This is a genomic window from Sphingomonas sp. 66-10, assembly GCF_001897045.1.
GTDB classification, from domain to species: Bacteria; Pseudomonadota; Alphaproteobacteria; order Sphingomonadales; family Sphingomonadaceae; genus Sphingomonas; species Sphingomonas lycopersici.
On sequence record NZ_MKRR01000130.1, the window covers coordinates 1,237 to 8,130 of the forward strand.

Consider the following 6,894-nt stretch of genomic DNA (forward strand, 5'->3'; position numbering starts at 1 on the left):
GCGGTCCTATGTCCGGCGCGGTGGGCAGCGCGGCCCGTGCGGGATCGAACGCGGGAATCGCGGGCGGAGAATTATCGGGCGATTGCTGCCCTGCCCGGGACTGGCCTGCCGCTGCGTGGTTTGGCCCGGTTTGGCCGAACTGCGCAGGCTGGCCGTCGAGTTCGCGCGCCCAGTCGATGGCGTTGACATAGAGGCCGAGCGGGTTCTTGCGCAGCGTGTCAGCGGTCTTGGGCGGCTGCATCACCACGGTCAGCATCGCGGTCCAGTGTTCTGTTTTCGCCAGGCTGCCGCGCTCGTAGATGCTCTCGGTCCACTTGACCTGAAAACTGCTGTCCGAGGCGCGCACCACGCTCGTCACCTGCACCGACACGCTGCGCTCGCCGATCCCGGCGAACGGGTCGTTGGCGCGGGCATATTCGTTCAGGAAGATCGCGGCCCGGTCGGTCGCGAAGTCATAGGCGTCGAGCCAGTCGCGCTTGACCAGCACCGGATCGGTGGAGACCGAACGGACATTACTGATGAAGCGCGCCAGATGCCAGGCGACCTGGCCGTCGGTGGGCTGATAGTTCTGGATCGCGGGCGCGACGCTGCGGGCCTCGCCCAGCCTGTCCACCTCGACCACATAGGGCGCGACGCGGCTCTGCATCGACTGCCAGACGTTCGAGCCGATGAGAACGCCGGTCAGGCCAAGGCAGGAGAAGGCGACAAGCCGCCAGTTCCTCGCCTGCACGCGGGCAGAACCGATACGCTCATCCCAGAGCTGACCCGCGCGCTGGTAGGGTGTATCCGGTTCGGGCGTCAGCCCGTAACGCTGGATGGATCGCTTGAAAAACATAAGGTCTTACTCCTTTTCGCTGAGGTCGGGGTTGGCGGCGCCGCCGCCCCGGTCGCCGTCTTTGACGGTCTGCATCGCCAAATGACGGCGATGCCGGGCGGTCTGCTCGGCACGCAGGTTGCGCGCCCAGGCGGGGACGGAATCGGACGGAACCGCACCCACCGCGCCGCCGCTGGCGGAACCGGATGCACCTGCCGATGCGGGTGCGGGCGATGTGCGTGCCGAATCCCATGCGGCCTGCTGACCCCTGGCCGCGCTTTCGCGGATGGGACTGGTAATGCTCGATGCGGCGGACCTCATGCCCTGGGACGCCGCGCCGCCCGCGGCGGTGGCGATGCCGCCGAGACCAGCGCCTACACTCGCACTGCCGGATGTCTCCTGACCCAGCTTATATGCGGTGGACGCGGCCGATCCCATTGCCGTTCCGGCGCGAATAGCCGCCATGCCACCCGAGCCTGCCGCCATCGTGGCGCGCGCGCCAAGCATCGCGGCTCCGCCCGTCATGATCGCCGCACCAGCGGCGGTGCCGACCGCCGCCCCCGCGCCAAGCTGGGGAGCGCCCGAGACAAGGCCGGACGCAATGCCGGGACCGAAGATACCGAGGCCGAACAGGGTGAGCGCGCCCATCAACAGGGTTAGCGCCTGCGCCACCGTGGGATCGTCGCCCACCAGCGCGGTCATCTGATCGAAATAGTTGGAGCCGATGCCGATAATGACCGCCAGCACCATAACCTTGATGCCCGACGACACGACATTGCCCAGAACGCGCTCGGCCAGGAAGCTGGTCTTGTTCCAGAGGGCAAAGGGCACCAGCACGAAGCCCGCCAGAGCCGTCAGCTTGAACTCGACGATGGTGACGAATAGCTGGATGGCGAGGACGAAGAAGGCCAGAACCACCAACAGCCAGCAGATCAGCAGCACGATGATGGTGAGGAAATTCCCGAAGAACTCCGGGAACCCCATCAGGTCGGCGACCTTGGCGATCAGCGGATGGGCGGCGGTGAAGCCGGTGCCCGCGATGCTGCCCGGGTGCAGCAGCTTGTCGGCGGACATGCCGCCGCCGCTCGCGGTGATGCCGATCCCGGCAAAGCTCCTGTATATGATGTCGGCCAGGTGCGAGAAATTGCCGAGGATGAAGGCGAAGGCCCCGACATAGAGAACCTTCCTCACCAGCTTGCCGAGAATGTCGGCATCGCTGTCCATCGCCCACCACAGGGCGGCCAATGTCACGTCGATGCCGATCAGCGCCGTGGTCAGGAAACCGACATCGCCCGACACCAGCCCGAAGCCGGAGTCGATGTAGCGGATGAAGGTGTCGAGAAAGGCATCGACGATATTGAGATCGAGGTTGCCAATGTCGGTGGCCATCGCGGTTGGCTCCTATGGACGGGTGTAGAGGGAGGAGCCGCCGATGAAGGTCCTGGTCGCGGCGCGCGCGGCTTCGAGCGCCTGCGCCTGACGCGCGCGTTCGAGGGCGTCGGCGCGATATTGCGCGGCCATCATCTGCTGAACCTGCATCTGCTGCTTGATCGCCAGCGCCTGAAGCTGGTTGGCGGCCTGTCCGACCTGCACGCTTCCCACCGCCGACTGGCTTTGCGTCACCAGCGTGGCGAGCAGGCCGGCATCGTCACCGACATTCTCGACGACCTGCGCCTGCACCCGCATGGTCTGGCGATAGGCGTCCATCGCCGACTGCCATTGCGTCTGCGCGCGCGCCAGCGTCTGGCTGGTGGTCGCCGCCGCATCGAAGCTGTTGGGATACTGATCGCGCAACGCGGTCTCGGTCGCCGACAGGTTCATGGCGATGCCTTGCGCCTGATTCATTAGCGTGCCGACCTTCTGCATCGAGGTGCTGATCTGTTGCAGTGAAGAGAAGTCGAGCCGCTGAAGCTGCTTGGCCATATTGGTCAGCATCTGCGCTTCGTTCTGGAGCGACTGGATCTGGTTGTTGATCTGTTGCAGCGTCCGCGCGGCGGTCAGCACATTCTGCGCATAGTTGCTGGGATCGAACACGACGCCGCCGAACTGTGCCGAGGCGGGCGTCACGGGCCCGATCATTGTCGCCATCACGGCGGCGCCTGCGAGGCAGGCCGCGATGATGCGGGATTTTGTTTCAGGGATTCTCATTCGAACATCTCCTTTTGCCGGGGGTTGAAGGGATCGGTCGCGACGGGGCCGCCACCAGGAAAGTCGGGGATCAGTTCCGCGACCCAGCGCAGGCCGCGCGCTTCAAGGAAGGCGGCGAGAAAGCCCGCTCGCCCTTCGCGGGCCAGCAGACCGTCGATCTGCGCCTGGGTGTCGGAATCGGATGCGCCGCAGAGCGCCAGCGCGATCGGGCCAAGCGCCAGCTCGAACAGCCGGTTGCCGCGCCGCGATTGGAGATAATAATGCCGCTTGGGTGTCGCCCGTGCGATCAGCTCGATCTGCCGGTCATTGAGGCCGAAGCGCTCATAGGCGGCGCGGCTTTGCGGCTCGATCGCGCGGTCATTGGCGAGAAAGATACGTTGCGGGCAGCTTTCGATGATCGCGGGCGCAATGCTGCTATCGGCAATATCGGCCAGCGACTGCGTGGCGAAGATGACGCTGACATTCTTCTTGCGCAGCACCTTCAGCCATTCGCGGATGCGCTGGGCGAACAGCGGGTTGTCGAGGAACACCCAGGCTTCATCGAGAATGAGCAAGCTGGGCCGCCCGTCGAAGCGGTCTTCGAGCCGGTGAAACAGATAGGTCAGCACCGGGGCGACGACGCCGGCGCTGTGCATCAGCGTCTCGGTCTCGAAGCACTGCATGTCCGATAGCGCGAGGCTGTTCTCCGCCGCATCGAGCAGGCGACCGAACGGCCCCTCCAGCGTATAGGGCAGCAACGCCGCCTTGAGCGCGTTGGACTGCATGAGGACGGACAGGCCCGTCAGCGTGCGCTCCTCGGGCGGAGCGCTGGCGAGGCTGGTGAGCGCGGACCACAGCGCCTCCTTGACCTCGGGCGTCACCTCGACCTTTTCGTGCGCCAGCAGTGCGGCGATCCATTCCGCCGCCCAGGTGCGCTCGCTATCGCGGTCGATATGCCGCAAGGGCTGGAACGCCAGCTCATCGCCTGTCCCCAGCGCATGATGCTCGCCGCCGCACGCCAGCACCGCGGCGCGCGCGGAGTTGCCCTTGTCGAAGATAGTGATCTGGGAGTGCGGATAGCGGCGGAACTGCAAGGCGAGCAGCGCCAGCAGCACCGACTTGCCCGCGCCGGTCGGCCCGACGATCAGCATATGACCGACATCGCCGACATGCGTGCTGAGGCGGAACGGCGTCGATCCGCTCGTCTCCGCATAGAGTAGCGGCGCGTCGGAAAAGTGATCGTTCCGCGCCGGCCCGGCCCAGACGCAGGACAGCGGCATCAGATGCGCGAGATTGAGCGTGTGGACCAGCGGTTGCCGGACATTGGCATAGACATGACCGGGCAGCGAACCCAGCCAGGCTTCGACCGCGTTCACGGACTCCCGTATGCAGGTGAAGCCGAGGCCATTGACGATCCGCTCGACGATACGAACCTTCTCGTCGGCCGCGGCACGGTCCTCGTCCGATACCGTGATCGTCGCGGTGTAGTAGCCGAAAGCGACATGATCGCCGCCGAGCGCCTGTAGCGCCAGGTCGGCATCGACCACCTTGTTGTCGGCATCGCTGTCGGTCAGTGGAACCGGCTCGTTCATCATCACTTCGCGCATGAGCTGCGCGATGGATTTGCGCTTGTTGAACCATTGGCGGCGGATGCGGGTCAGCGATTTGGTGGCGGCTGTCTTGTCGAGCGCGATGAAGCGCGTCGCCCAGCGATAGGCGAAGCCCTGATGGTTTAGAGCGTCGAGGATGCCGGGGCGCGTGGCATTGGGGAATCCCAGCACTGTCACCGTCCGCAAATGCCGGTCGCCCAACATCGGTTCGATCCCGCCGGACAGCGGCGTATCGACCAGCAGCCCATCGAGATACATCGGCGTTGCCGGCACCGCGACGGGATGGCGCTTGGCTGATATGCAGCCATGCAAAAACGTCAGCGTCTCGGCATCATCGAGCGCACGGACCTCGGCCATGAAGCCGGAGAGCAGGTCCAGAACGCGGGTCGTCTCGGCGCGGAAGGCGCGCAGTTCCTGCCGCCAGTTCCGCTCCCCTTTGGGTGTCTCGCGTTCCAGCAGCGCGCTGGTTGCGCGGTCCACCTGATCGGCGGGCGGCAGATAGCAGAGCGTCAGATGGTAGCGGCTCTCGAAGTGCAGCCCCTTGCGCCCGTCGAAATGCGCGCGGCGTTCCTCGTCCACCAGCCATGACGCCGGGTTGGGAAAGCGGCTATCGGGATAGCCCATCGCCTCGATCCGCTCTGCATCGAAGAACAAGGCCCAGCCCGAGCCCAGGCGGCGCAGCGCGTTGTTGGCGCGGGCACAGACCGATACCAGTTCGGCTTCGGTGGCGGATTCAAGGTCCGGTCCCCGGAACCGCAATGTCCGCTGGAAGCTGCCATCCTTGTTCAGCACCACGCCCGGGGCGACCAGCGCGGCCCAGGGCAGATGATCGGCGAGCCGGTCGGCTACCTCACGATATTCTTTGAGATTCAGCATGAGAGACAGACCTTCTGCCGGAGGTGGCGCGCGAGGACGGGCGCGAAATCGGGATCGCGCTTGGCCGCGAACACGGCGAGGCTGTGTCCGGCAAGCCAGAGCAGCAGTCCGGCGATCCATTGCTGGAGGCCCAGCCCCATCGCGGCGGCGAGCGTGCCGTTGAGGATGGCGATCCCGCGCGGCGCGCCGCCCAGTAGGATCGGCTCGGTCAGCGCGCGATGCAGCGGGACTTCAAATCCCTCCACATGGCCAATGACAAAGCCATTTGGCGCGATGAAGCTGGCCCCCGCCATCAGACCAGCGCTCCGCCGCCGAAGCTGAAGAAGGAGAGGAAGAAGGAGGACGCCGCAAAGGCAATGGACAGGCCGAACACGATCTGGATCAGCTTGCGAAAGCCGCCGGATGTTTCGCCGAAGGCCAGCGCCAGACCGGTCGAGATGATGATGATGACCGCGACAATCTTGGCGACCGGGCCTTGCACGGATTCGAGGATCTGTTGCAGCGGCTGTTCCCACGGCATGCCCGATCCAGAGGCATGGGCGGTCGCAGGGATAAGGGTGGCGGCGGCGAGGGCCGCGATCAGCCACCTGTCGGGCAGACGGCGCAGCGCAGGCGCATTATGTGTATTCATGAGGGTCAATCTCCTGTCTGTTGGGGGATGATGAGGTCAGTGACGGCGTAATCGCCGTCGGCATCCAGCCCGCTGACCTCAGCCACGGACTCGATCCTGCGGCCGTTGCCCCGGCCGGAGATGAACACGATTATGTCGATCGCCCCGGCGATCAGCCAGCGCGGCACGGTGACGACGCACTCGCCGACAAGCTGTTCGATCCGGTAGAGCGCGGAGCGTGCAGAATTGGCGTGGACCGTGGCGATGCCGCCCGGATGGCCTGTGTTCCATGCCTTGAGCATGTCGAGCGCCTCGCCGCCCCGGACTTCGCCGACGATGATGCGGTCGGGGCGCAGGCGCAGGGTCGAGCGCACCAGGTCGGCCATCGACACGACGCCGGCTTTGGTACGCAGCGCCACGGTATCGGGTGCGGCGCATTGCAGCTCGCGCGTGTCCTCGATGATGATGACGCGCTCGTCGAGCGAGGCCATCTCCGCGAGCAGCGCGTTGGCGAGCGTAGTCTTGCCCGACGAAGTGCCGCCGGCGACGAGGATGTTCTTCCGCTCGACCACGGCCATGACCAGCGCCTGCGCCATCTCGGCACGCATGATGCCGTCGTTCACATAGTCGAGTAGCGAGTAGATACGGGCGGCGGGCTTGCGGATCGAGAAGCATGGCGCGGCCGACACCGGTGGCAACAATCCCTCGAACCGCTCGCCGCCCGACCCGTTTTCATTGGCGGGCAGTTCGGCGCTGACGATAGGCGCATCGGCATGGACCTCGGCGCGCGCATGGCTGGCGACAAGCCGGATGATCCGCTCGGCTTCGGCGGGTTCAAGCCGCGCGCCGGTATCGAC

General features: G+C 65.7%; 7 protein-coding genes. All 7 read right to left on the reverse strand.

The genetic code is table 11. The annotated features are described in order from the left end of the window. Positions 1 to 835 (reverse strand): conjugal transfer protein TrbF (gene trbF, locus BGN95_RS13380; protein WP_286772894.1); only part of this gene is annotated, 835 nt, incomplete at its 3' end. Between the two features lie 6 nt (positions 836 to 841). Beyond that, the gene (gene trbL, locus BGN95_RS13385; RefSeq protein ID WP_286772895.1) at positions 842 to 2,203 is read right to left on the reverse strand and encodes a P-type conjugative transfer protein TrbL; all 1,362 of its coding nucleotides are present in this window, start codon (positions 2,201 to 2,203) and stop codon (positions 842 to 844) included. 12 nt (positions 2,204 to 2,215) lie between these two features. Next, complete coding sequence (gene trbJ, locus BGN95_RS13390) at positions 2,216 to 2,962, reverse strand: P-type conjugative transfer protein TrbJ (RefSeq protein WP_286772896.1); 747 nt, start codon at positions 2,960 to 2,962, stop codon at positions 2,216 to 2,218. Then, the gene (gene trbE, locus BGN95_RS13395) at positions 2,959 to 5,427 is read right to left on the reverse strand and encodes a conjugal transfer protein TrbE (RefSeq protein WP_286772897.1); all 2,469 of its coding nucleotides are present in this window, start codon (positions 5,425 to 5,427) and stop codon (positions 2,959 to 2,961) included. The genes trbJ and trbE overlap by 4 nt, the downstream gene beginning before the upstream one ends. Continuing rightward, positions 5,421 to 5,720 (reverse strand): VirB3 family type IV secretion system protein, encoded by a 300-nt coding sequence (locus tag BGN95_RS13400; protein ID WP_286772898.1) that lies wholly within the window; start codon positions 5,718 to 5,720, stop codon positions 5,421 to 5,423. The genes trbE and BGN95_RS13400 overlap by 7 nt, the downstream gene beginning before the upstream one ends. Beyond that, positions 5,720 to 6,058 carry a TrbC/VirB2 family type IV secretion system protein gene (locus tag BGN95_RS13405; RefSeq protein WP_286772899.1) on the reverse strand — a complete coding sequence of 113 codons (339 nt, stop codon included), beginning with the start codon at positions 6,056 to 6,058 and terminating at the stop codon, positions 5,720 to 5,722. The genes BGN95_RS13400 and BGN95_RS13405 overlap by 1 nt, the downstream gene beginning before the upstream one ends. Positions 6,059 to 6,063: 5 nt before the next feature. After that, the coding region (trbB, locus tag BGN95_RS13410) for a P-type conjugative transfer ATPase TrbB (RefSeq protein ID WP_286772900.1) at positions 6,064 to 6,894 on the reverse strand (831 nt) is incomplete at its 5' end.

Coding starts and splice junctions, on each gene's coding strand:
- BGN95_RS13405 (WP_286772899.1), bottom strand. CDS start 6,058: ATGAATACACATAATGCGCCTGCGCTGCGCCGTCTGCCCGACAGGTGG.
- trbJ (WP_286772896.1), bottom strand. CDS start 2,962: ATGAGAATCCCTGAAACAAAATCCCGCATCATCGCGGCCTGCCTCGCA.
- BGN95_RS13400 (WP_286772898.1), bottom strand. CDS start 5,720: ATGGCGGGGGCCAGCTTCATCGCGCCAAATGGCTTTGTCATTGGCCAT.
- trbL (WP_286772895.1), bottom strand. CDS start 2,203: ATGGCCACCGACATTGGCAACCTCGATCTCAATATCGTCGATGCCTTT.
- trbE (WP_286772897.1), bottom strand. CDS start 5,427: ATGCTGAATCTCAAAGAATATCGTGAGGTAGCCGACCGGCTCGCCGAT.